The organism is Dorea hominis (genome assembly GCF_014287705.1).
In the GTDB taxonomy this organism is placed as follows: domain Bacteria; phylum Bacillota; class Clostridia; order Lachnospirales; family Lachnospiraceae; genus Dorea_D; species Dorea_D hominis.
The window spans coordinates 70,534-94,641 of sequence record NZ_JACOOY010000009.1; the positions used below are offsets into that span (position 1 = coordinate 70,534).

Sequence of the window (24,108 nt, forward strand, 5' to 3'; positions counted from 1 at the left end):
ATGTAAACTTTATTTACATACACCTTTTACCGGCACACGAAGCCAGGTCTCATATATATTGTTTTTAAATGGCACTTCTCCCCCGATTTCCGGAAGATTTAAATTGGTTTGTCCATCCTCGGCCCATCGCAGGAATCCGGTTTTTAAGTCTTCTTCTGATAAGCAGTAAGTACCCTTCTGATCATCGAATAACTCCGGATGAACCAGATACACCGCTGCGATCACATCCCAGTTATAGAATCCATGGATTCCGTAATCTCCTTCGTTATAACCGAAATAATAATCGGTTTCTCTCAGGATATACTCACCCATCGGGTTATTCTGCCCACCTAATCTCTGCTGATATTCCTCTTTGGTAAATAGCACTTTCAGGCAATTATTTCCTGTAATAACAGAAACATTATTTCCTTTTGTCAGCACCAGGTATGTTGCCTTTGGATCACAGGAAAAATTCAATTCATCCATCTGTTTCTTTTCAAAAATCAATGGTTCTGTAATTCCACCCATCAATACAATTTCTTTTACATTTTCGAAGAAATGCTCATCCGAATAATAGGCATGCTTTAGATTCGTAAGCGACCCGGTTGCAAGAATAGAAAGTTCGCCTTTGTATTTTCTTGCCATCTCTGCGAGATAATCTCCTGCCGGACTTTGCTCTGTTCCAGCGGATTCACCACCTTTTTTCACAGTCAGATCTGTGCGGCCGATATCTTTTAACAATTTTTCTGTCTGTGCGTACACAACCGGAAGCTTGTTGTTTCCATAAGTGCAGGTCACTCCATGCACAGTTACTTCTTCACATCCAAGCAGGTAGAGAAGTGCCAGTCCGTCATCAACGTCGCAGTCCTTTACTCCCAGTGTATTGTCACAATCAAATATTACATGTTTCATTTCTAAATTACTCCTTCTCTTCCGGAAATAAACAGATGCTCTCCGGTGCAAATTCTATTCCTGCTTTTGCCCCTTCCATAAGTCCGGCAGCATGGATTCTTGCACTGATATCCTGTGCATAGAATGTCTGCTTCTCATCCTGCAAATAAAGATCCACAGTCTCTCCTAAGTACGTCATTTCCCTGATCTCCACAGCAGAACCCTCCGCTATAACTTTTACATCAAAAGGCCGGACAAGAAGCTCATACTTTCCATCCGCATAACCTTTCGCCTCACAGGAAATATAATCGCTATCAAACTGTTCTTTCTGCACGGTTCCTTCAATATAATTGGCTTTTCCGAAATATGCCGCCACTTGCCGGTTTTCCGGATGCTGGAAAATCTCTGTCGGTGAGGCATACTGCAATATATGTCCGTTGCTCATAAGTGCGATCCGGTCAGACATCTGCAGCGCTTCTTTCTTATCGTGTGTGACAAGGATTGTCGTAATCTTTCGCTCTTTCTGTAATTTTCTGACGAGCGCACCCATCTCTAAGCGTAGCTTTTCATCCAATCCGGAAAATGGTTCATCCAGAAGCAGGATCGACGGTTCACAGGCAAGTGCCCTAGCAAGCGCCACTCTCTGCATCTGTCCACCGGACATTTCTTTGATCTTACGTTTTTCGAATCCCGGAAGCTGTACGTCTTCCAACAGTTTCTTTATGATCTCTTTCTGTCTTGCCTTCGGGACTTTCTTAAGTTCCATTGGAAATGCTATGTTCTTTTCCACTGTCATATGTGGGAACAGCCTTAAATCCTGAAACACGATCACAGTTCCCCGTTTCTCCGGCGCCATATTCTGAATTTCTTTTGCATCCAAACAGATTCGTCCCTTTTCAATATCGAGTAATCCGGCTATGCTTTTCAACATTGTACTTTTTCCACAGCCAGAAGCTCCCAGTAAGGAAATTAGTTCGCCGCTTTTGACAGTCAGGCTCACTCTATTTAATATTTTATTTTTTTGAAGTGTTACTTCCAGATTTTCTATTTTTAATTCCATTTCTTATCCACCAATTTCTGTACTTCTTTATCTCTTTTCCACATTTCCCGATCTCTTATGTGTAATATTCTCCGCTTCCATTTTTCGTCCACAACTTACTGATTCCTTCAAATATCGCAAACACGATCAAAGTAATTCCCAGGAAGATCATGCTGTAAATACTTGCGATATTGCGGTCGCCACCTTGCAGATACGGCACCATAACAATCGCGAATGTCTTGACACTTCCTCCACCGATCAGCAATGTAATGAAATACTGGCTGAACGAAACAATATAAGACATACTCATAGAAGCTAACATCACAGGCATTAACATCGGAAATGTCACTTTGAAAAATGCTTTCCATGGTCCGGCGCCAAGTACTCTTGCCTGCTCTTCGAGTTTATTTCCAACTGCCTCTGTTCCTTCAATCATCAGATGTACTGCATACGGAAGTGAACAAATCGTATGTGCTACGACGACTCCGGTAACGGTATTGCTCAGTCCCCAGCGTATGAAGGATACTTGGATTCCCATCGCAAATACAGTAGAAGGCACTAAAAACGGCAACATCGAAAGGAAATAAAAGAAGCCTTTTCCTGCAAAATCATACAACACAAGCGCTCTTGCTGTCATTGTGCCTATCATTACTGACAACACACCTACAACAGCAGAAATAAAAATGCTGGATGCAAACAACTGTATTAATTCTTCTTTTCTTCCAAATACTTCATCTAATGCACGAGTAGAAAAAACCTGTGGCAGGAGATTCGGCCATGCCCACCGTTCTGTAAATACCCAGACGATCATCGTCAGTATCGGAAATAGAATGAGAAATACAAATATCCCAAGCAGGATTTTGCCTAAATAACTGTTACTTTTTTTCATTGTGCTCTTTCTTAGCCTTTCTACGATTTAAAATCTCTGTATTTTTCTGCATCAGCCGAAAATATGCAACTGCACAGATCATGGAAATAATAGTAATAATTCCATTCAATGCCATTGCATACGGACGATTTTCAAGATCCGGATGAATGTACTGTGTATGTGCCAGGATCGGTAATGCTTCCGGGGAGGTCGGTCCCAGTAAAAGCGGAAGCTCATAAGCGCCCAGTGCAAATGTAAAAATGATCAGAAAACTGCTGCCAATCGCTCTTCTACAAAGCGGCAGGGTGACTTTCATAAAAGCTTTTCTTCTGGAGGCTCCCAGATTAATCGCCGCTTCTCCAAGGCTTCCATTAATATTTGCCATCAATGCAATGACAAAATATATCACAAACGGAATCTCCTTCCACAAATATGCGATAATGATCCCTACACCATTTGTACTATATAAAAGCTGTACAAAATCCTGCTGTTCTTTAATAAATCCCATTGCACATAAAAGTCTGGCAAGCAGACCATTCTGCGAAAGAATATTCACTACAAACAGTGCAACGACTACATGAGGCACAATGATCGGGAGCTGAATGATCCGCATCCCTTTTCCTTTTGTATCTGTATTCATAACAAGTACCGCACATATTCCGACTCCGATCAGAACTGCCAGAGTTGCTGATGTGACTGCAATATACAAGCTGTAAATGATTGATTTTACAATATCCGGTCTGGATAAGATCTCTTTATAATATTTAAATGTTGGTTCTGTAAGACCAAAAGCCGGAATCACCCCAAGACTTTGGGTGATTCCGGTTGCCAGTCCTGCTATAAATATGATTCCAAGTATAATCTGCGGAACCAACAACGCATATGGTATGAATTTTTTCCACATGTATTCTTTTCCACACTTACTAAATCGTTTTTTGCTAAATTATTTGCCGACTACTTCTTCCTGCCAGATCTCTTCGATAACCGGAACAAGCTGTGCAGGCATCTCAGGAAGTCTCTTGGAAAGGAGCTCATCCTGTGCGATAACACCTTTTCCTAAGTCAACATTGTCAAATTCTTTCTTCTGGTCATCAGACAGTTTGTCATAAGATACAACCGGAAGAGTCTTCATCTCTTTGTAACGGCTTGCCTGGATCTCCGGTGACATCATCTCATTGATTGCTACCATTGCTCCGGCTTTGTTAGCAGAGTTTGCTGCGATTGCCATAAAGTTCGTATTACCGATTGTTCCTTTGTCAAACTGGAATGTCTGAGTTGTCTTCGGATAGGTTCCGTTGTCAATTCCTACAGCTGCATCATAAGCGCCATATGTCATATACATAACCAGTTCGCCGTCAGAGTACATCTTCTCACACTTTGTAGAGGAATCCGGGAATGATTTTCCACCGTTCCACAGATATGGATTTAATTTCTTCAGGTAATCCAGTGCTGGCTGAATTGCTTTTTTCACAGTTGCTTTGTCTGCTTTCATATCCATGAACTGCTCGTATCCACCACAGGTTTCATAAATGATATTTCGCACAAATACACTTCCTGTGAAGTCCGGAAGTTTTGGATATGTTACTTTTCCTTTGTATTTCTTGCAGAACTCTAAGAATTCTTCTGCATTCTTTGGAGTTTCTTTTGCAGCAGCATTGTCTTTCATAAATACAAACTGTGCTTTTCCGTATGGTGCTTCGTATCCTTTGATCGGATATGCAAAGTCATAATTTACATCTTCAGACTTGGTGTCGATATATTTTGAGAAGTTCGGAAGCTTGTCTGTAAATGGTCCGTACAGCATGTTTTTCTCTTTTGCTGATTTGAAGTTCTCACCGTTGATCCAGATCATATCAATGTCACCGTCTTTTTTGTTTGCTTCCATTTCTCCGGATAACTGGCTTAAGATCTGATCAATATCCATCGGAACACGTTCCATCTTGATATCGTATTTTTCTTTCATATCCGGTGCGAATACGTCGTCCAGCCATTTATTCAAGACTTCATCTCCACCCCATCCATAAAATGTTACGGTTGAGCCTTTGGCTTCCTTTTTCATGTCATCAAATGACATCTCTTCCACTTTCGAATTTTTCTTGTCCGAAGAGTCTTTGCTGCTGTTGCTGCTGCATGCTGCAAGTGAAAGTGTCATCGTAGTTGCAAGCAACACTGACAAAATTTTCTTTTTCATTGTGTCTCTCCCTTTGTATCATATATTTATGTAAATTTTATTTACATACAAAATGTATCTTTCAGAAACTGATGCATCTTCTCCAGAAAATCTGCGTCCAGATATGCGTTCAATTTCTCAAACGTAGACTGGTTAAATAACATTTTCCCGGGCTCTCTGTACTGTACCCATGCCATGGCACACCATGTAATTCCACGCAGGCAAGTGATTCCTGTAAACTGCATGGCACGTTTCTTCAGTCCTGTGACATCGAATCTTCCGGCAACCGCCCTAATATATGTATCGAGGAAATCTAACATCTCCTCTCTTTCTAACAGCACATCCGTCTTCCAGAATGTCGTTGTCGGTGCCAGAAAATGTCCGAGGTCCTGCGCCGGATCGGCATATAACGGTTTTTCCCAGTCTACGAGATAAGTATATCCCTTCTCATCTACAAGAAAATTCGTATTGTTCAATTCTGTATTGACGCAGCACTGGTAAACCGGCTCATTCGGAATGCTTCTTACAATCTCCCGGCCCGTATCCAGCATCTCACGAATCTTTTCTTTCTTCTCTTCTTCACCAAGCGATGATTCCATATATGTCTTCACCATTTCCTCACACTCATCCAGAATCGCTTCCAGCGGATTCTCCGGTGTGATCAGTGTGTGCATACCTTCTTCCGGCATCTTTACACTGTGAATATCTGCAAGACATTCTGCTGCACCGCCCAGCCCTTTGTGATAATCCAAAGTTGTTCCAGGCAAGAATTCCATGACCATAATGCCATGTTCCAAATACTCCAGACTGCCATCAACATAAAGTGGCTTCGGTGTTCTTCCGGAAGATTCCAGAAGTTTCAATGCGTGAAATTCATATTCAATCTGATGTCTTAAATGCATCTGGCTTCCGCAGTTCACGCGGAGCACCAGTTTCTTACCTGTCACCGGATGTGTAAATACATAATTACGGTTATATTCACCCTGCGCCAACATCTCATATCTCTCTGTCACTTCCTCCGGGAGCCCCAATACCTCCCGGTAAAAGGAATGTCGGACATATTCTTTTAATCCTTTAATGCTATCCATATTTGTCTCCTAAATTACAATACATCTATCGCACATCCTTATAGAGGCTTGCGATCTTCTCAATCGGAACACCATCCCGGTACATCTTGCGTAACCGGTTCATCAGCCACATGAGCTTTAATTTTGGAATGATTCCATCCGGGAAACGTCTGTCCGATGTGTAAATACGGTGTCTTGCCATTCCTAAGCGGATACCTTTTTCTTTTAAAGTCAGTGAAAACTGATAATCTTCCAGTATCGGCAGTTCTGCAAACATTCCTGCTTCAAAGAACAGCTCTCTTGTCACGAATATACCCTGATCTCCGAACATGACTTTCCGGTCTTTGATCCGGTGATTGGAAATCACGCGGCATGTCCACATAAAGAAATTTTTTGAATGAAATGCGATTCCAAAACATCCTGCCTGATGGTCTTTCATTACATACCGGATCTCTGGTACAAGTGTAACCGGAATTTCGCTGTCACAGTGCAAAAAACATAAAATATCTCCGTGGCTGTTCTTTGCACCGACATTCATCTGTGCTGCCTTTCCTTTGTCCGAATGATATACCGGAAATGTATCTCCCAGCAATTCCAATGTCCGGTCTGTACTTCCACCATCTACAAATATAACTTCACATTTATCTTTCAGGCCTTCCATCTGCCGTTTCATAGCAAGGATCGTTGTCTCTTCATTGTAAATCGGTATAATAATTGATATCTTCGTTGTACGCATCAGGTATTTTCCAGTCTGCGTTTTCTGTAATTTCGAATTCTCCCGCATCTTCTGCCGGAAAGCTATGACATCTTCTTTTCTGTCAATGTCACTTAATTCCCGGATACATCCGACCTGTAATCCGACTTCTTTCAGTCCTGCCAGTGTATTTTCCATCACACTGGCATGTCCATAACTCTGCTTTTCGAATACTTCTTTGTGCGGCTCATTCATTCCAACCAGATAGTAACCGCCGTCTTCCGTTGGTCCGAATACAATATCCTTCGTCTCTAATATACGGAATGCATTTTCCATATCTGTGCTGTGAAGTTCCGGGATATCCGTGCCAAATAAAATACAGGAATCATATCCCATCTTCAAAATATCTTTGATAGCGACATACATCCGCACACCAAGGTCTTCGCCTCTCTGCGGAAAATATTTTGCTTCTTTTCCAAAAATCTTACGGATCTTCTTCTCCTTATCTTCCGGCGTGTAACAGACAAAAATATCTGCTGCCGCCTGCTCACATTCTCTCTCAATATCCTTAAGCAGACAAATATGTATCTGCTCACACTGTTTCGGTGTAAAATACGGCATCAGTCTTGTCTTTGTCTTTCCCGGAACAGGCACTCGTGTAAAGACGATCACCGCCCGTTTATTCTTCATGTTCATTCTCACTCTCTTCCGGCTGTACATAACGTTTTTTGAGGAACGCACCCATTGCAAGCACAACCACTGCGAGTACGACTGCAATTCCAATATATAAAATTCGATTCTCTTTATCTGCCAGTCCGGCTGTCCCTACTGTATATATTGCCGTTCCCGGCAACATAAAAAGGAGGGAACATACGGAATAGATCGTAAATTTGATATCCGTTACTCCATACGCAAAATTCTGTAAATTGTATGGGAACAGAGGCACCAGTCTTGTGATCATTAAGATAAAGATCTCGTTGTTTCCAGATTCATCAAATAACCATTTTTTCAAATATTTGTTCTTCATAGCTGCCGGTTTGATACTGTCTTTCAGGAAAAATCTTCCTGCAATAAATGCAAGCATCGCACCGATCGTTGTTGCTACGGAACATGCGATTGTTCCGAGCACCGGTCCGAAGAGAAGTCCGGCTACAATGGCAAATGTGATTCCCGGCAATGCCAGTACTACACAACCGACAATTGTAAGCCCTGCATAGATTGCCAGTGCCGCCGGCAGGTTATTGTCTACCATATCGTCTAACATCTTCAGGTTGTTGATATTGCCAATATATTTCGACCATCCGAATATATGGTTCAGCACCAGAATTGTTATGATGATTACGACAAAAATAATTAATTTTATATGGTTTTCTTTTTTCTTCTCTTCGTTCATACCGCTACTCTTCCATACCTTTTATCTTTATAACTAGTGTTGGGGCAGAGCCCCTGCTTATTATTGAATGTAATTGTGTTTCCTTGACTACCAGATCATTTTCACTATTTGATCTTTACTGTTACTGTTTTCTTCTTATTACTTCCGTCAGTTGCTGTTACTGTAATCTTCACTTTTTTGCCTTTTCCGGCTTTCTTGGCAGTTACTTTACCGGAAGATGAAACAGTTGCATATTTTGTATTACTGCTTGTCCATCTGACTGTTTTGTTTGCACCTTTGCTTGCAGTTACTTTTACTTTTAATTTTAAAATCTTCCCTGCTTTTACAGATTTGGCTCCGGAAATGCTGATCTTTTTCACAATTCCTTTCATAGAAGTGATCGTATAACCGGCTTTCACTTTGCTTCCGTCTTTTGCAGTTGCTGTAATGGTAACTTTCTTACCACCTGAATTTTTCTTTAATGTCACATTGCCATATTTATCTACAGTTGCAACTTTTGTATTGCTGCTCTTCCATGTGACTGCTTTGTTTGTCGCATTGGATGGTGAAACCGCTGCGGTAAGCTTCACTTTCTTTCCTGCTGCAACTTTTTTATAAGAACCTGTAACTTTAACTTTTTTCACTTTTACAGTTGCAGGTTTTAATCTGCGATATGTGTATGTGTAATTGCGGCCAGCATCCCCGATCAGATCTTTATCCCATTTTACTGCCGGGCTGATGACCGGTTCTCCCGCTTTGTTTTTCACTACTTCATATCCCGGGATACTCTTCGGCGCAATGTCAAACTGTTGTACCATTGAGATTGCATAAGCCTCATATTTATCCGGTTTTGCAAGGGCTTTTCCTGTGCCCTCTTCTTTGTAATTTACAGTGACTGTTCGAATGTCTTCTTTATCTGTAAATGCGTATTCTGTCTCTTCTCTGATTCCAGTATTATCTACTCTTAATACTACGGACGGACTTTCCAGGAAATGTTTTCCATCCAGTGCTACCTGAATTGTAAATTTCTTAGGTTCGTCTGTTCTTGTGCCGGCGAATCTTGCCGGAAGGACTTCGATCAGCTGACTGTTTCCATCACCAACTGCTCCGTTCTTATTCATTCCTGCGATTGCAACGAATCGTAAGGTGCCATCTCATTCCGGAATGTCATACACCGGGAAGATAATTCCATTCTCATCGATGGCACGAACTTTTACTATTTTGGAATCAAGATTTGTTCCATACAGACGAAGAACGGTTTTTAATTCTCCGACCTGTGGGGATACTTTTACTGTAATATCTTTATTGGAATCACCCGCGTTGTCTTTGTTATTACCGGTGATCGTCATTGTTGCCAATGTCTGCTTGGCCGGGTCTGTTCCTTTTGCCAATACAGAAATGATTGCCTTCTTCGCCGGGTTTCCATTGTTTCCTTCGTATACTAACATGCCCTTATACTTTACGTTGATCGCATAGGCCATTGTATTGTCTGTCGTATTCTCCGGTACAGTTACTGTCATCTGCGGACCATTCTCTGTCTTTACAACATCAAGCGTTGTTCCTACTGCCGCATCTGTTTCTCCTGCTCCGGTTAAATACGCTTCTACATCCTTTTCAATATCAATCTCATCTACACGTACGCCTTTGAGTGTGGCAGTTACAGTTCCACCCTGATAGTCAAGAACATCTTTACTAAGATCGATCTGACTGATCGTTGGTTTTGTAGTGATTGACCATGAAACTTCTTTGTTATATTTGTTGTCGTCATTTTTTAATGCACCGGCTCCGACATAAAGACCGGAATCCACTCCAAGTTCGTTTTTCGTAAAATCTTCTTTGAAGCGAACGATAAGCTGATTTCCTTCGATGAGCACTTCATCTTCATCTGAAACCGTACGGATTTTCTCGAATGTACCGTGCATTTTCGCAATATAGATTTTACTCTTAACTCTCTCCATATCCGCATATCCAAACTGGATATCTTCCTTGAAGGTTGCTGTGATCGCATTGGAACCTGTCTGTGCGATCTGCTCTACTGGAAATTCCACCATATCTCTTGTCTTCTTTTCCAGTAAGACTGTTGTCTCAGCCTGTTCCTCAATTGTTTCCCCGTTTTTGACACCTGCTTTGATCTTTAAGTCAATATCATTCCTCATCGGGTTCTCCGGAACTTCGATGATTGCAGTGTCTTTTTTCACTTCTTTGACTGTAGGCTGTATCTTGTTCGATACAGACATTCCTCCCTCTTTCAAAGTCGCATCAAATTCTACTCCCCAGTTTTCGGATGTGAGACCTGTTCCGGTTGCTTTAACCGTAATCGTCCCTCCGTCCTCCGGAAGCGTGTCTGGCGTAGCTTTAACAGCTGTTACTACTGCCTCTTCCTGCGCTGCTTCATCCTGTGCATGAACAGTGAATCCCTGTCCTGTTCCAGCCAGCATACAGCAGACGAGAGCAACAGAAAGTGCCTTCTTCCATCTGTTGTTTTTCATGTTTTTCCTCCTAAATGACCCGATAGTCTATTATGTAGCGTATCATATTTTCCGGCTTTTCTCTAATTGATAAATTCAATAAATATGGCTTATTTATCATTTGTATCAATAAATAAACCATATTTTATATTTTTGTCGTTTTAATCAATAGATTTTCTATCTGTTTCCTTCTTCATCGATACTTTTCTTAGATTTCCCTTTAATTTTCTTCTTTAATCGCTTTATTTTCTCATTAAGAGCCAGTAGGAATGCCAGTCTTCTGCGCACCCTGCGAAGCGTATATTTTAACTGGTCTCTGTCATTCATCCGTTCCGTTGCTTTACATAGAAGAAAGTCTCCTGCCGACATCGACTTCATTCGCATGAGATCCGCATACATCCATGGTTCTTCTACCATATCTTCTGTCACGTCCTCCAGATCAACCGCATGCATTCCCTCCTCTTTCAGAAAATCATACAATTCTTGGTAAGCGGCAAAAGAAGTCTGTATATTCAAAGACCGAAACAATCCTCTTATCATCTTATTGCGAAAACTTTTCTCTACCAACGCAAAATCATCTTGCTTTTTCAACTGTTCCCATGTATAACGATACGATTCAAATGGGCATTTCCATGTCTCTGATGCCTGTGACGTTAAACTTCCTGGATTGTTCATTCTATAATAAGCAAGCTCTTTACTGACCGTTGTAATCCGCTCTGCATGATACATTGCCTGCATGACAAATGCAGTATCATTTCCCTGCCGGATATCCTGGAATGTAATCTCATTTTCCACAATGAACGCTCTGCGAAGCATTTTATTCCACAGCATGTTCGATGCAAAGCCAAAGATATCCCCCGGTATGTCATATTTATTAAATGGATCTTTCTCCGGCAATTTATCTTTTTGCAGATATCCGCCTGTTTCATATAATTTGCCGTCCCCGCGAAATTCACACACTTCACAGACACAGATGTCTGCCTGGACCTGCTCGGATTTGTGATACAGTTCCTCCAGTGCTTTTGGATGAAACCGGTCATCTGCATCCCAGAACACAACATATTTCCCCACTGCACATTCCAAACCTTTGTTTCTTGCAACTCCGGCATTGTGCTTTTCCTGCTCGATCAGATGAATTCTCGGATCTTTCTCCATGCGCTCACGTATAATCTTAATGGAGTCATCTTCTGATCCGTCACTGACGCACAGAATCTCAATCTCCCGGAATGTCTGCGCTTCTACAGAATCCATCATCTCTTCCAGGTGACTCTGCGCATTATGAAACGGAATGATCACGGATACCTTCGGCACATGCTCTCCCGACTCTTCTCTGACATTATTCACTTGTATCATTTTTTTATCTTCGTTCTTATCTCTGCTCCTGTTCATAAACTCTCCAGCTTTTCTTTCGAATATTCTGATACTTGCGGTATTCTCCCTTCTGGTAAAAATAAAACGCTTTTTTTCCGTCTATTCCCAGTTCGTGAAACCAGGTTTTCTTTAATATCTGATACAGTTCTTTCTTCTTTGGGCCATTCAGCGTCTCCAGATTCCAGAGCGAAAAATGCAATGCATAATTGATATAGTCCTGCTCCAGTTCATGATAGAGTCCTCTTTTTTTCAACTCCTCTCGAAGTTCCAGAAGTGCTTCATAAAAGCAGGTCCATGACTGTTCTCTTGTGTTAGACAGCGAATTCTGATTGTCTCTGCGCTGATGGATGAGTACTTCATCCAGAATCTCTATATTCTTTGCGGTCACAATAGCAAGGAAGGTAAATAGCAGATCGTTTGATGTGCGCTGTTCCTGGAAATAAAGCCTCTGTTCCTCTACAAAGCTTCGAAGAAAAAGCTTGTCCCATGTCCATCCGACAAATACTTTGAATACATTATCGGTAAACTGTCGGTAATTCATCGGGCGGTATGGAGGAAGTGCATGCCGCCTGATCGTCCATGCCACACTTTTGTACTCGCCGGTTGTTTCGTAGTATTGATCTGATCCAAACACCAGAAGCTCTGCCCGACTTTCTTTTGCTTTTTTATATGCTTTTTCCAGCATATCCAGTTCAAAGAAATCGTCTCCATCCAGAATGGATAAATATTCTCCTCTTGCAATGCGAAGTCCTGCATTTCTCGCCGCTCCGGCGCCGCCGTTCTCCTGACTGATTATTTGGATACGGCTGTCTTTTTCCGCATATTTTTCAAGGATCTGCTGTGTCCGGTCTTTCGATCCGTCATTTACACATATGATCTCAATCTCTTTTAACGTCTGTCCGATGATACTGTCCAGACATTGCGCAAGATATGTTTCTCCATTATAAACCGGAATGATCACCGATATTTTGCACATTTTATCTGCCTCCACGAAGTTTCTTCTTTAAAAGACTCGGTGCTCCAAGGAGAAGTTTTCCAACACGAAATGTTTTGGAACTCCTGATCTTTTTAATCTCTTGGCGAAGTTCCTGATTTTCTTCTTCCAGCTTCGTAATCTGTTCGAACACCTGCTGATTGATGGTTCTTGGATACACGCACATTTTATAATAATGCTCCGGATCTTGCACTATCCGTTCAATGTTATTCCATGTTTTCTTTGTAAATGTATCCGGATTAACATCTCCTAATGCAATTCCTCTTTTTAATTCCTCACTGAACCGCATCAGATACTCATAGCGGTATTCTTCTGCGATCCGCCAAAGTGTACCGAGGTAATTGTGATATTTTTTAAACCAGTATACATGACGAAAACGATTCCACAACGCTTCATCCCGCATTAAAATATCTTTAATATAGTCATATTCCTGATTAATACAATATACTTTTTCACGGTTATTCACGGATGAATTCGGATTATCTCTGCGATTCATATAATAAGGTGTATCTAAAATCATTGCACGTTTCGCATAGATAAACGTCTGAAACCAGAAGCCATTATCCTGAAAAGATGCTCCTGGTGTCTCATGATGTCTTATTTTATACTGTTCAAGAAAATCTCTTCTGTAAATACCACTCCATGTATTCATAATAAAGCGGATTGCATCCGGTGTTTCACTCGGATTAAACACATGATTATAATCTTCCGGATTCAAACTCAGATGATTATAATATAATTCTTTATTTCCATTCTCTGCGGTTACAAAACGGTAAAAATCAGCTTTCACAAAATCCAGATTCTGTTCTTTTGCTTTTCTATACAAATCTTCATACATATTTAACGGAACATAATCATCCGGCTCCACAATGCCGATGTATTCTCCGGTCGCCGCATCCAGTCCACAGTTCATCGCCTTCCCATAGCCACCATTTTTCTGTGAAATAATGCGGATCCTGTCATCTTTTTTCGCATACTGCTCCAGAATCTGCTGCGAATGATCCGTTGATCCATCATTAACGCAGAGAATCTCAATCTCTTTCAGTGTCTGATGAATCACGCTCTCCATACATTCTTCCAGATATTCTTCTACATTATAAACCGGTATGATCACCGATACTTTCTTCATATTCCAAATTCCTCGTTTCTTATTGTTCCTTCGCTTTTTTGAAAAGTTTGCGTATCATACGAATGGGAAATCCAATCACTCTGGCTACACGGTAAGTAGCCGAATATTGGATGCCCGACAGCTTTTTCTGTGTCTTTGTAAGCTCTTTTCTGGTTTCCGCAAGTTCTTTTTTCAGCTTCTTAATCTCCACTCCACGGTCAAATTTCTCTCCATATGTGATCTGAAGTTTACGGTTGATCTCGGATTTTTCCTTATATGTCCGAAACAGTTTTTCCGTGATCCGTGTATGCTCTCTCACCAGCGTCTGGAACTGGATCTTATCCAGCCCCCACAATCCTTCATATGCGTACTTCTGTGCCTCCGGCATCTCGGAATATTGTTTTGCCGCACGCCATAATACAGTATGCATTGTATCATAAAGGACATCTGCCATCTCTTCCGGCATGGAATGGATTCCCAGAAAATGTTCCATCGCCACATAGCTCTTCATCAGTCCATAAATATGTTCAAAACTGGTCTTTGCCGTCATAATAGAACCCAATCGCACTCTGCGGTGGAAGAATTCCTTCTTCCAATATCCACATCTCTCTGCCATCAGCATTGTCATAAATGTAAAATCTATATCCTCATGCAAAATCCCCGGCTGAAAAGCAAAATGATGTTCCTCAAGATACCGGCGTTTAAAAAACTGCATGCCTACATTTGTGCGGTACTCTTTTGTTTTCTGCATCCTTTGAAACATTTCTTTCCCATCACAACAAGCAGGATAGTTGCCCTTTCTCTGGTAATATCCGTCAAATTCGTTGTGCACATCCTCCATGTCTTTCTCTTCAAAGAACGCACAGCCATCGTAGTATAAAACTTCCAAATCATGTTCCTGACATCTTCCGGCAAGCTGTTCCAGTGCCTCCCGTTCCAGCCAGTCATCACTGTCCATAAAATAAATATAATCTCCGGATGCTGCTTTCATTCCTCTGTTTCTTGTCACAGACAATCCGCAGTTTTCCTGTGTATATACAGAAATTCTCTCATCTTCTTCTGCATAATGCTTCAAAATTCCCAGTGTATAATCCGTGGAACCATCATCAATACAGATAATCTCCAACTCTTTTAAAGTCTGTCCTGTAATGCTGTCCAGACACTCTTCCAGATATTTTTCCACATTATAAGCGGCAATCACAACAGTAACTACCGGATGCCCGGTTGACTTTCCTTCCTTTATGCAACGTATAGCTCCATAATTCTGTCTGCGTTCCCGTTCTTTTCTCACCTCTCTGGCATATGGAAGTCCACGCAGATAATTGATATTTTCAGGCATATCGTATTCTTCATCCGCATGCTCCAACAAATGCATATCCAGAAATCTGTCCGAACATAATTTATCGATCACTTTCTGGCGCACCTGTTCCGAATGAAGTGTCCGGAGATTATAAACACAGCCGGATGCCACCATATTGCAGAATCCTATCTCCAGTTCTTCATAAATACCTCTTCTTGTCAGCTCTTTATAAACCGATTCATACGCTTCAAGAAAACAAAGCGGGTTCTGATCCTTTCTGTTCTGCAGGCTTCCACCATAATTGACTCTGTAATATACCAGATCTTCTCTCACAGCCGCCACACGGTCCGCTGCTCCAAGTGCCATTAATGTAAAATAGACATCATTGCTATTCGGAAGATTCTGGAACTTAAGTTTCTGCTCCTGAATATATTCTCGCCGGAAAGACTTGTTCCACGGAGCAGGTGTTGTCAGTGTAAACAGTTCCCCCTCCATGGTCTTTCTCGAAAACACTTCCTGTACCGGCAGTAATTTTCTCCAGAGATAACGCGGTACGTGCTCCGATCTCCCTGTCAGATCATCATACCTCCTTGCTCCAAAAAGAATCACGTCCGCATTTGTTTTATTACCTTTTTTGGCAATCTCTTCCACAAGTGTATCTGTGAAAAAATCATCTGCATCCAGAAACAGCAGATATTCACCTTGCGCACTCTCCATTCCCAGATTCCGTGCTGCTCCGGCGCCTTGATGATTTTGCCTTAGTATCTGCACACGCGGATCCTTTTCTGTATACTCTTTCAAAATGGAAGCCGAGGCATCCGTCGATCCATCATCCACACATATGATTTCTATATTCGGATTCGTCTGTTTAAGAAGCGAATCCAGCGCTTCTCTTAAATAAGGTTCTGTGTTATATACCGGCATAATCACCGATACGTCTGTTTTTCCTACTTTTTCCATCCTCTTATCAATTTTCTCCACATTCTGACCGGGAAGCCTATGCATCTTGCAAGGCGGTATGTTTTACATCCTTTGATTCCGTCAATCTTCTTCTTCAGCTCTCTGTTGATCTGTTTTAATTCTTTAATTTCCACACCACGGTCGAATTTCTCACTATAAGTCTGTTGCAATTTCCTGTTAATCTCCGATTTTTCCTCATAAGTCCGCTGTAACTTTTCCTGAAGCTCCGTTCTTTCACGCACCAATCTGTCTTTCCATTCTTCCAGAAATTGATTCCGTTCTTTTAATTTGTCATTTTCTTTTATTTTTTTAGCCGTTTCATCAAGAAGATGCTGTTCCTGCTCTTTCCAGGTTCTCTCTCTTCTTTGTCTTTCAGCAACCTTTATTCTTTCTTTCAGTCCCGGAAAGCAAGATTCAAATTGAATCCGCTTCTTATCTTCCAAAAGCTCTTCAGACCTCTGCGCCATCCACGGGAGCTGCATATACGCTTCCTTTATTGTTGTATATTTATCATGCCATGTCTCATAATCCAATGTATCCGCTTCGTTTTGTAATTGCTCAAACTTCTTATAAAACATATCAAATATCCCTTGATTTTCTCCCTGCAATTCTTCTCTTAATGTCAGCAGCTGCTCTACACGGCTTTCAAAGGAATATTCTTCTTGCAACACCTGCCACATCTGTTCTACCCGTTCCCGGATTGCAGGATAATCAACCTGTATTTTTTTTGCCTGTTCTACAAATTGTTCTTCATTAGTATAAAACAGTACCGAATCTCCAAATAATTTTTCTATAATATCTACATAATCGGAAAGAACAGGAACTCCACATGCCATTGCTTCCAGTATCCTAGTATTCATGAAGCCATGTTCCGTCATGTCTTCATAATGATCGTTCAATGTAATCTTCGTCTCCCAGTACAATTCCGGCAGCATATAATTAGGAATGTTCTCTGCCATGACTGCATCGGCGTGCTCCGGCAGTAACTTATCCCATCCTTTTCCCCATATCTTAAGCGGGATATGATGCTCCAGCGCCCAAACAACACTTTTTCTTTTAATTCCTCTGGAATTACCTACAAACACCCAGTCATATTTTTTTTCTTTCTCCACTCTTGCCGGGTGAAAGATCTCCATATCTGCACAGATTAACAACTGACGTACCGGAACCTGCACTTTCCTACAGATCTCTTCCAGATACTTTTCTTTTGCGGAACCAATGCAGACCAGGTCATAGGCATTATACTCTTCCACCGTAACTCTGTCCGGATGGCTTAAATTCCACATAATGTAAATGGTATCCGGATCCCTTCTGTCCGGATAATATGCTTCCGGTCCCCGCAATGCAACTACAACATCCGCTGCACCTTCGTTTTCCCATTCATCTCTGGATTCTATAACTGTATATACGCCTGCTCTGTTCAGATATTTTTTTAATGTACAGGCAAAAAAATAGTCAGACCAGTTCTTCTTCGATGCATTATTCGGGAATCCGGCTTTGATGACCCATATTTCTTTTCCGTTCGCCAGTTTTCTTCTATCTTCCATATCTGATTTACCGCTTTCTCCTCTGGATTCTTATTTTAGACACAGTATCTCCATTTTCTATATCTTATTAATTATAGAGAACATTTTCCGGACCGTCTAATTGATTTTTTTTATTATAGGCATTATCTATATGTTGTATTCTTCACATAACTGTTCACAATACTCTTCATCTTCCGTTACTCGCTTTGCGTCATCATACTGTTTCTTTTCTAATAGTAATTTTATCAATTCTACTTGTCTTCGTCCTTCCTCTCTTCCCTCTTCTCTTCCCTCTTCTCTTCCTTTCTCCCTAATCAGTCTTTCGCGTTCCTCTGCTTTCATAAAACTCGCCTCCATCTCATCGCTGGCTTTTATTTGTTGAATTTTATGATGCAAGTCCTTCAGCCGATGGTCACTGTTTTCACGCAATCCTGTATCATTGCTTTCTGTAATATAATGCAGAAAATCCACTAGCTCCGGCTCTACTTCTTCGGCATTTGTTCCGTTCGTGTTAAGGAATATTTTTCTGCAACAAAGTCCATACGGATTCCTCGTTTTCCCGGCAGATTATGTATTACTTTCTGTCCTTCTTTCCAGCGCAAGCTTTTTAATCTTTTTCCTGTTGCAAACTCAATAATTGTCTTACATGTTTCCAAATCTTCTGTTGCAACATCAAACAGGAAATCGTCCATCAAGTTAAGATCTTTCAATGTACGACCTTTCTTCCCACCCTGATTCTTCTGAAGCATTGCATCATTTTCCATATTTATTTTTTCGTTTTTAATCATATGTTTCCTCCTTAAGTATAACGGATTAGTGAAAAATCGTCTACATCTACACAGTCCGCCCTTTTCTATTAATATGCTAGAAAGTAAATTTAGTTGGGATTCTCCTGTTCGACTCGAACCTTTTGAATATGTTTTGATATTCTTTTGATAATGGTTTTTGATTTTTTTGAAATTAAGTACTCTTAGATTTTTATGAATCAACATATGTTGTAGATGTATTTTATCACAGCGGTGCGAAAAAAGCTACAGAAAAATCCGGTGCTTCTCCATAACGCACCGGACTTTTCTGTTTATAATTGAGTAAGGGATCTATTCCATTCATCTATGAAGCGTTTTCAGCTCTTATTCATACAGCGGATATTTTGTGCAGATCTTATTAACTTCTTCACGGATCTCATCTGCTTTTGTATCGAAATCTGTAACTGTCATCTTGATCAGTTTTGCAATTGTCTTCATATCTTCTTCTTTCAGTCCACGAGTTGTAACTGCAGGTGTTCCGATACGAACTCCGCTTGTTACAAACGGGCTTGCAGGATCGTTCGGTACTGCATTTTTATTAACAGTAATATATACTTCATCCAGACGATTCTGTAATTCTTTTCCTGTAATGTTCATATTCTGAAGATCAACTAAGATCAGATGGTTATCTGTTCCACCACTTACAAGGTTAAATCCTTCTGCTACCATAGCATCTGCAAGTGCTTTTGCATTCTTAACAACCTGCTGCTGATACTCTTTGAATTCTGGTTTCAGAGCCTCTCCGAAGCATACAGCTTTTGCAGCGATGATGTGCTCAAGCGGTCCTCCCTGTGTTCCTGGGAAAATAGCTTTGTTAATTGCTTTTGCATGCTCTTCTTTGCAAAGGATCAGTCCACCTCTTGGTCCACGCAGTGTCTTATGTGTTGTTGTTGTTACAACATCTGCATATGGAACCGGGCTCTGGTGAAGTCCTGCTGCTACCAGTCCTGCAATGTGAGCCATATCAACCATCAGATATGCGCCAACTTCTTTTGCGATATCAGCGAAAACATCAAATTTGATCTCTCTTGGATAAGCAGAGGCTCCTGCTACAATTAATTTAGGTTTGCACTCATGTGCAATCTTACGAATCTCGTCGTAATCCAAAAATCCTTCATCATTTACATTATAAGGTACAAAATTATACAAGAGTCCTGATAAGTTTACCGGTGAACCATGTGTCAGATGTCCGCCATGTGCCAGGTTCAGTCCCATAACTGTATCACCCGGTTTGATGAGTGCCTGATAAACTGCTGTATTAGCATTTGCTCCGCAATGTGGCTGTACATTTGCGTGCTCTGCGCCAAATAACTTCTTCGCACGTTCGATTGCAATGTTCTCCAGAATATCTACGTCTTCGCATCCACCATAGTAACGTTTTCCCGGATATCCTTCGGCATATTTGTTTGTTGGGACTGTTCCCATTGCGAGCATAACCGCAGGGCTTACGATATTCTCTGAAGCAATCAGTTCGAGATTTCTTCTCTGTCTTCCAAGTTCCAGCTCCAGTGCTTTTCCAACTTCGTCATCATACTCTTTGATATAATTTGTTACATCTTCAATTCTGTTCATCTTATTGTCCTCCTTCGATACGCCTGTTTCCCCCAATAAAAAACAGGCAAAAAACCTTTGCTTCATTTACTAAAGATCTTTTGTCTGCCTCTGTCCTTTTACCTGAAAGATTGCTGATCGTTTTTCCCCCATATAACTGCCAGTTTACTTCTTCGGTACAATTAAAAATATTGTTCTCCAGAGTGTCGTCCGAATCCATTCCTTTTACCTGAGAGTTTCTGCCTACCCCTTCGGCTCCGTTTCGGATAAAGCCTAGCCCCTGTTCTTTATCCATACGGTATCTCACGAATTCATCTGCCGACTTATCAACTGCCCTTAGTATACACAATGCTTTTGTTTTCGTCAATAATTACAAAATAAGTTATTTTTTTATCATTTTTTTGTGTATTTATTATATCTATAGAGTTATCAATTTTATAGATAATCTATCTGAAAACTTCTTTGATACTGTCATAATGCAGGAAAATGCCTTCTCCGGCAAGATTTTCAATTTCTTTCTTTGTCGCGAAACGGTATCCCGCTGTTTCTTCTTCCTGTAAATGTATATCACTCTCGTCAATATCCAGAACAAAGCGATAAACATCTACAAAGTAATTATCTCCTTCTCCCGGGTTCTCTCTGTGATATGTGAAACAATATCCACCTTCCGCATTCCTTACATCCAGCCCTGTCTCTTCCTTCACTTCGCGTATAACAGCTTCTTCCGAAGTTTCTCCTGCCTGTGCTGCGCCTCCGGATACTTCCCACCATCCCGGTGCCCACGCTTTTGTCATTACACGTTTTGTGATAAGATACGTGTGATCTGGTCTTGCAACTACTCCAAGTACTGTCAGATGATATTCATCATCTTTCAAGCACCAGTCATTTCTCTTCATCGTGCGACCGGTTGGATTTTTGTCTTTGTCATAAATATCCCAAAGTTCCATTCTTCTGCCTCCTTCTTCTGTCTTGATATTACTGTCTGCAGTTTCTCTGCCTCATTGCCCCTGTTTATTATACTATAACTGTGCCTGAATTTCCTCTAACATTTCCCGCACTGTTTTTCCATATACCGGATGGCGTTTGTACGGTGCAATTTCGGCCAATGGTTCCAGCACAAAGCTTCTTTTGTGCATTTCAACATGTGGAATACAGAGATCATCTTCTTCCAGTACGATGTCATCATACAGCAGAATATCCAGATCCAGTGTTCTCGGTCCCCAGTGTATAATCCGCTCCCTGCCCGCTTCTTTCTCGATCCGGTTTAATTCTTTTAACAATTCTTCCGGATATAATAGCGTCCGCAGTTTCAGACATGCATTTAAAAAATCCGGCTGATCTGTCACTCCGTAAGGCTCTGTTACAAGATAAGAAGAAACTTTTTCAACTGTACAAGTAGGAATCTGTCCTATTTTTTCGACTGCTTCATTCAGATAAGTTTCACTGTCACCAATATTAGAGCCAAGTGCGATATATGTTGTATGCCATTCGCGCGAAATTTTAACACTGACTGTTTTCAGCGGAAGTCCTACCGGTGCCCATGGTTTCTTGATCTCCAGATCGATCTTGCAAAGTCCCGATATGCTCTTAAGCATCTCTTCCGCAAGGGTTTCTGCCACCCGTTCTAGCAACTGGTAGGTATGTTCTTTCATATATTTTGTGATAAATGCACTGACTTCACCGTAATGGATAGATGCCGTCAGATCATCTGTCTTCCCGGCTTTTCTTGTATCTGTATAAAGCACTGCTGACACAAGAAATTTCTGCCCCAGTTTGTTTTCCTCCGGAAATACACCGTGATTGGCAAATACTTCCAGATCTGTAATTTTTATCTGGTCATAATCCTGACTTGTTTTTTTATTTATATATTTCATAATTATTATTCCTCACACCTGTCACTCTTTCTGCCAGTCTGCTTTCCTGTTTGCAAAACTTCATGAGTATTATTGTCCTAATCAGCTACCTGTTTCCCATATTTTACACTTCATGCTCACGCATAATTGCCTGCGTCATGCGGATTGCGCGAAGATTTTTCTGTACATCATGCACACGCACAAACGCACAACCTTTCTGTACACCATATACAGTTGTAACAAGCGTTCCTTCTTCTCTTTCTTCTACCGGAAGATCAAGAGTAAGTCCGATCACAGATTTGCGCGACGTACCGAGAAGTACCGGATAGCCGAGCTTGTTCAGGCATTCCATTTTATCAATGATTTCCAGATTCATCTCATAAGTTTTTCCAAATCCTACACCCGGATCAAGAATAATCTTATCCTCTGAAATACCTGCTTTTTTTGCAAGTGTCACACACTCCTCCATATCTGTCATGAAATCCGTCAGAAAATCTGTATATTCTGCTTTTTCCCGGTTATGCATCAGGCAGCATGCCACATCATACTTTGCAATCACTCCTGCCATCTTCGGGTCGTATTTTAATCCCCAGATGTCATTCACCAGATCAGCCCCCGCCTGAAGTGCCGCTTCGGCAACTCTGCTCTTGTAAGTGTCGATGGAAACAGGAACAGCAAACTCCTGTTTCAGTCTTTCGATAACCGGTGTTACTCTTGCAATCTCTTCATCCTCCGTAATCTGTACATGCCCCGGTCTTGTCGATTCGCCCCCTACATCAATGATCGCAGCACCTTCGTCTATCATCTGTTTTGCATGTGCAAGCGCTCTATCCATACCGTTATATTTTCCTCCATCCGAAAATGAATCCGGCGTTACGTTTAAAATTCCCATTACATACGTTTCATTTTTAATATCAAACTCTTTTTTCCCGATGATCATATCTGTATCTCCCTGTTTTTCTTTTCTTCACTCCAGTTACATTCTTTTTTCGCTGGGCAGGCAAAACAATTTCTGGAACATTTATCACTTTCGTATAAAAGTCTTTCCAACTTTGTCATATCTTTTCGTTCCCTGCGATGCCCACGGATAGCTGTCAAAATTTCTTTTTTTTCTTCTTCCGTATAGGCGACTGCCTCTGGCAGTGAATCCAGAATTTTCTCTGCAATCTGCGCTCCGGCAATCTCGTGCGGAATCTTTTCTTTGTATTGCAATGTTTTTCCGATATCATGTAAAATCGCTGTCGTATACAGCAATTCCTTCGAATATCCAAGATTGTTTTCTAAGTTCCGAATATATGCAATTCTTGCTACATCTAACAAATGTTCCATCTGATGACAGCAGAAGATCCTGTCTCTTTCTTCTTCTCTCAGTTCTTCGTAATACTGCTGATATAACGGATGTCTGAGTACTGTATTTAGTCGTTCCATCTTCTGTTCTTTCTCTGCATGTTCCATTGACTTCATCTTCATCATTTCATCTATTTCCCAAGCATCCGGAAGAACCGCTCTTCCAGAGTCGGATCGGTTTCAAATACGCCTCTTCTTGCAATTGTCACGGTCTGACTTCCCGGCTTTTTAATGCCGCGCATTGTCATACACATATGCTCTGCTTCTACCATAACCATTGCGCCTTTCGGACACATATACTGCATCAGCGCATCGGCAATCTGTCCGGTCAGTTGTTCCTGTAACTGCAGCCTTCTTGCAAACACTTCTACTGTTCGTGCCAGTTTGCTAAGTCCTACAACTTTTCCGTCCGGAATATAAGCGATATGTGCTTTCCCATAAAACGGAAGCAGATGATGTTCACAGGTTGAATAAAATGTGATGTCTTTTTCGATAACCATTTCGCTGCTGTCTACGGTAAATGTTTTTGCCAGATGGACTCCTGCATCTTCGTCCATTCCGCCATAAATTTCCTCGTACATTCTGGCAATTCTGTCCGGTGTATCTTTAAGGCCTTCCCTTGTTATATCCTCTCCCATACCTTCCAGTAATAAACGGACTGCCTGTTCTATTTTCTCATGATCGATCATGTTTCTCTCCCTCTATAGTTCTACTATCTGTTTTATTCTATCAAAAATGTTGTTT

Annotated in this window: 23 protein-coding genes and 1 riboswitch; all 23 genes read right to left on the reverse strand. The window is 41.2% G+C overall.

Annotated features, from left to right (window positions below; all coding sequences use genetic code 11):
- Positions 1–9: 9 nt before the first annotated feature.
- Entirely contained in the window at positions 10–891 is an 882-nt protein-coding gene (locus tag H8S07_RS08490; RefSeq protein WP_186855854.1) for a nucleoside hydrolase, read from the reverse strand.
- Between the two features lie 7 nt (positions 892–898).
- Positions 899–1,930, reverse strand: a complete 1,032-nt coding sequence (locus H8S07_RS08495; RefSeq protein WP_186855855.1) for an ABC transporter ATP-binding protein — start codon at positions 1,928–1,930, stop codon at positions 899–901.
- A 55-nt stretch (positions 1,931–1,985) separates the two neighbouring features.
- Entirely contained in the window at positions 1,986–2,798 is an 813-nt protein-coding gene (locus H8S07_RS08500) for an ABC transporter permease (RefSeq protein WP_021860902.1), read from the reverse strand.
- Positions 2,785–3,681 carry an ABC transporter permease gene (locus tag H8S07_RS08505; protein ID WP_186855856.1) on the reverse strand — a complete coding sequence of 299 codons (897 nt, stop codon included), beginning with the start codon at positions 3,679–3,681 and terminating at the stop codon, positions 2,785–2,787. Before H8S07_RS08505 ends, H8S07_RS08500 begins: the two co-directional genes overlap by 14 nt.
- Positions 3,682–3,720: 39 nt before the next feature.
- Positions 3,721–4,968, reverse strand: a complete 1,248-nt coding sequence (locus H8S07_RS08510) for an ABC transporter substrate-binding protein (RefSeq protein WP_186855857.1) — start codon at positions 4,966–4,968, stop codon at positions 3,721–3,723.
- Positions 4,969–5,009: 41 nt separating this feature from the next.
- Positions 5,010–6,035, reverse strand: coding sequence for a phosphotransferase family protein (locus H8S07_RS08515; RefSeq protein ID WP_186855858.1), 1,026 nt, complete (start codon positions 6,033–6,035; stop codon positions 5,010–5,012).
- A gap of 25 nt (positions 6,036–6,060) precedes the next feature.
- Positions 6,061–7,404, reverse strand: coding sequence for a TIGR04283 family arsenosugar biosynthesis glycosyltransferase (locus tag H8S07_RS08520; RefSeq protein ID WP_243176003.1), 1,344 nt, complete (start codon positions 7,402–7,404; stop codon positions 6,061–6,063).
- Positions 7,388–8,101, reverse strand: a complete 714-nt coding sequence (locus H8S07_RS08525; RefSeq protein WP_118660649.1) for a TVP38/TMEM64 family protein — start codon at positions 8,099–8,101, stop codon at positions 7,388–7,390. Before H8S07_RS08525 ends, H8S07_RS08520 begins: the two co-directional genes overlap by 17 nt.
- Positions 8,102–8,205: 104 nt before the next feature.
- Entirely contained in the window at positions 8,206–9,201 is a 996-nt protein-coding gene (locus tag H8S07_RS08530) for an Ig-like domain-containing protein (protein ID WP_118660648.1), read from the reverse strand.
- A 33-nt stretch (positions 9,202–9,234) separates the two neighbouring features.
- Positions 9,235–10,569 carry a hypothetical protein gene (locus H8S07_RS08535; protein ID WP_186855859.1) on the reverse strand — a complete coding sequence of 445 codons (1,335 nt, stop codon included), beginning with the start codon at positions 10,567–10,569 and terminating at the stop codon, positions 9,235–9,237.
- Positions 10,570–10,725: 156 nt separating this feature from the next.
- Positions 10,726–11,937 (reverse strand): glycosyltransferase family 2 protein, encoded by a 1,212-nt coding sequence (locus H8S07_RS08540; RefSeq protein WP_186855860.1) that lies wholly within the window; start codon positions 11,935–11,937, stop codon positions 10,726–10,728.
- On the reverse strand, positions 11,918–12,895 hold the full coding sequence (locus H8S07_RS08545; RefSeq protein WP_186855861.1) for a glycosyltransferase family 2 protein: 978 nt from the start codon (positions 12,893–12,895) through the stop codon (positions 11,918–11,920). The genes H8S07_RS08540 and H8S07_RS08545 overlap by 20 nt, the downstream gene beginning before the upstream one ends.
- A gap of 1 nt (position 12,896) precedes the next feature.
- Positions 12,897–14,042, reverse strand: coding sequence for a glycosyltransferase family 2 protein (locus H8S07_RS08550; RefSeq protein ID WP_186855862.1), 1,146 nt, complete (start codon positions 14,040–14,042; stop codon positions 12,897–12,899).
- Positions 14,043–14,061: 19 nt separating this feature from the next.
- The gene (locus H8S07_RS08555) at positions 14,062–16,281 is read right to left on the reverse strand and encodes a glycosyltransferase family 2 protein (protein ID WP_186855863.1); all 2,220 of its coding nucleotides are present in this window, start codon (positions 16,279–16,281) and stop codon (positions 14,062–14,064) included.
- The gene (locus tag H8S07_RS08560) at positions 16,269–17,828 is read right to left on the reverse strand and encodes a glycosyltransferase family protein (protein ID WP_186855864.1); all 1,560 of its coding nucleotides are present in this window, start codon (positions 17,826–17,828) and stop codon (positions 16,269–16,271) included. Before H8S07_RS08560 ends, H8S07_RS08555 begins: the two co-directional genes overlap by 13 nt.
- 126 nt (positions 17,829–17,954) lie before the next feature.
- Positions 17,955–18,149, reverse strand: a complete 195-nt coding sequence (locus H8S07_RS14455; RefSeq protein ID WP_021860915.1) for a hypothetical protein — start codon at positions 18,147–18,149, stop codon at positions 17,955–17,957.
- Between the two features lie 140 nt (positions 18,150–18,289).
- A complete protein-coding gene (locus H8S07_RS14460; protein ID WP_021860916.1) occupies positions 18,290–18,595 on the reverse strand; it encodes a hypothetical protein in 306 nt (101 codons plus the stop codon).
- 342 nt (positions 18,596–18,937) lie between these two features.
- A complete protein-coding gene (locus H8S07_RS08570; protein WP_186855865.1) occupies positions 18,938–20,185 on the reverse strand; it encodes a serine hydroxymethyltransferase in 1,248 nt (415 codons plus the stop codon).
- Positions 20,186–20,265: 80 nt separating this feature from the next.
- A riboswitch (glycine riboswitch) is annotated at positions 20,266–20,376 on the reverse strand.
- 234 nt (positions 20,377–20,610) lie between these two features.
- Positions 20,611–21,111, reverse strand: a complete 501-nt coding sequence (locus H8S07_RS08575; protein ID WP_186855866.1) for an NUDIX hydrolase — start codon at positions 21,109–21,111, stop codon at positions 20,611–20,613.
- 72 nt (positions 21,112–21,183) lie between these two features.
- Positions 21,184–22,038 (reverse strand): 2-amino-4-hydroxy-6-hydroxymethyldihydropteridine diphosphokinase, encoded by an 855-nt coding sequence (gene folK, locus H8S07_RS08580; RefSeq protein WP_118660640.1) that lies wholly within the window; start codon positions 22,036–22,038, stop codon positions 21,184–21,186.
- 103 nt (positions 22,039–22,141) lie between these two features.
- Positions 22,142–22,957 (reverse strand): dihydropteroate synthase, encoded by an 816-nt coding sequence (gene folP, locus H8S07_RS08585; RefSeq protein WP_021860921.1) that lies wholly within the window; start codon positions 22,955–22,957, stop codon positions 22,142–22,144.
- Complete coding sequence (locus H8S07_RS08590) at positions 22,954–23,445, reverse strand: HD domain-containing protein (protein ID WP_186855878.1); 492 nt, start codon at positions 23,443–23,445, stop codon at positions 22,954–22,956. Before H8S07_RS08590 ends, folP begins: the two co-directional genes overlap by 4 nt.
- A gap of 50 nt (positions 23,446–23,495) precedes the next feature.
- Positions 23,496–24,053 (reverse strand): GTP cyclohydrolase I FolE, encoded by a 558-nt coding sequence (gene folE / locus H8S07_RS08595; protein ID WP_118660636.1) that lies wholly within the window; start codon positions 24,051–24,053, stop codon positions 23,496–23,498.
- Positions 24,054–24,108 lie beyond the last annotated feature (55 nt).